At 52.4% G+C, this 1,000-nt stretch carries 1 protein-coding gene; it reads left to right on the top strand.

What is annotated here, in order from left to right; all coding sequences use genetic code 11:
* A partial coding sequence (locus QUA44_RS30595; RefSeq protein WP_333257705.1) for an ISAs1 family transposase occupies window positions 1-968 on the top strand: 968 nt, incomplete at its 5' end.
* Window positions 969-1,000: the final 32 nt, after the last annotated feature.

Genomic DNA, 1,000 nt, shown 5'->3' on the forward strand with positions numbered 1-1,000 from the left:
CCCATGGCATCCCCAGCCCCGATACCTTTCGGCGGGTGATTGAACGTCTCCACCCGAAACAGATGGAAGCCGCATTCGAGACCTGGGTTCGCACCTTAGTCACGGATCTCGGCGTCCAAGTCGTCGCCATTGATGGCAAAAAACTGAGGGGTTCCTATGATCGCAACAACCGGAAGCAATGCTTGTATTTGGTGAGTGCCTGGGCAGCCGACCATCGCCTGGTTCTGGGTCAAACGAAAGTTCAGGATAAATCGAATGAAATCACAGCGGTTCCCGCCTTGCTCGAACTGCTGGATATTTCCGGCTGCATTGTCACCTTGGATGCCATGGGGACGCAAACGGCAATCGCGGCACAGATTCGAGGAGCCAATGCGGACTATATCCTGTGCTTAAAAGGGAATCATCCGACGCTATTTAACCAAGTTGAGACCTGGTTTAAGACGGCGCTCTCTGAGAGCAGGTTACCGAAAAGCCTAGAACACACGGTGGAATCGGGGCATCATCGGATTGAAAAGCGTCAGGTCTGGACCCTTCCCCTCAGTGCGATGCCAGCCCTGTATAAAGCGGGTGACTGGGCGGGATTACAGACCATTGTCATCGTTGAACGAACCCGTCAGTTATGGAATAAAACCACCCATGAGATCCAGTATTACCTCACGAGTTTAGACGCCGACAACCCTCGCATTGGCAGTGCCATTCGCCAGCATTGGGGCATTGAGAACTCCCAACATTGGGTTCTAGATGTCACCTTTGGCGAAGATGCCTGTCGGGTTCGGTCGATGCATGGTCCTCAGAACCTGGCTGTTTTACGACGGTTCGCCCTCAATGCCCTCAATCGAGAATCCACAGGTAAAAAACGCAGTTTAGTCCAGAAAACGAGACTGGCTGCGATGAGCGATGATTATATGGTGAAGGTATTAGTTGCAGCGCTCCCTGAACTCTCTAAAAGTAGCAGCCCTACAATCTAGATGGCAACTGCGTTTGAGGTGCGCTTACCCTG

This window comes from Microcoleus sp. N9_A2 (assembly GCF_036701775.1).
GTDB lineage: Bacteria > Cyanobacteriota > Cyanobacteriia > Cyanobacteriales > Microcoleaceae > Microcoleus.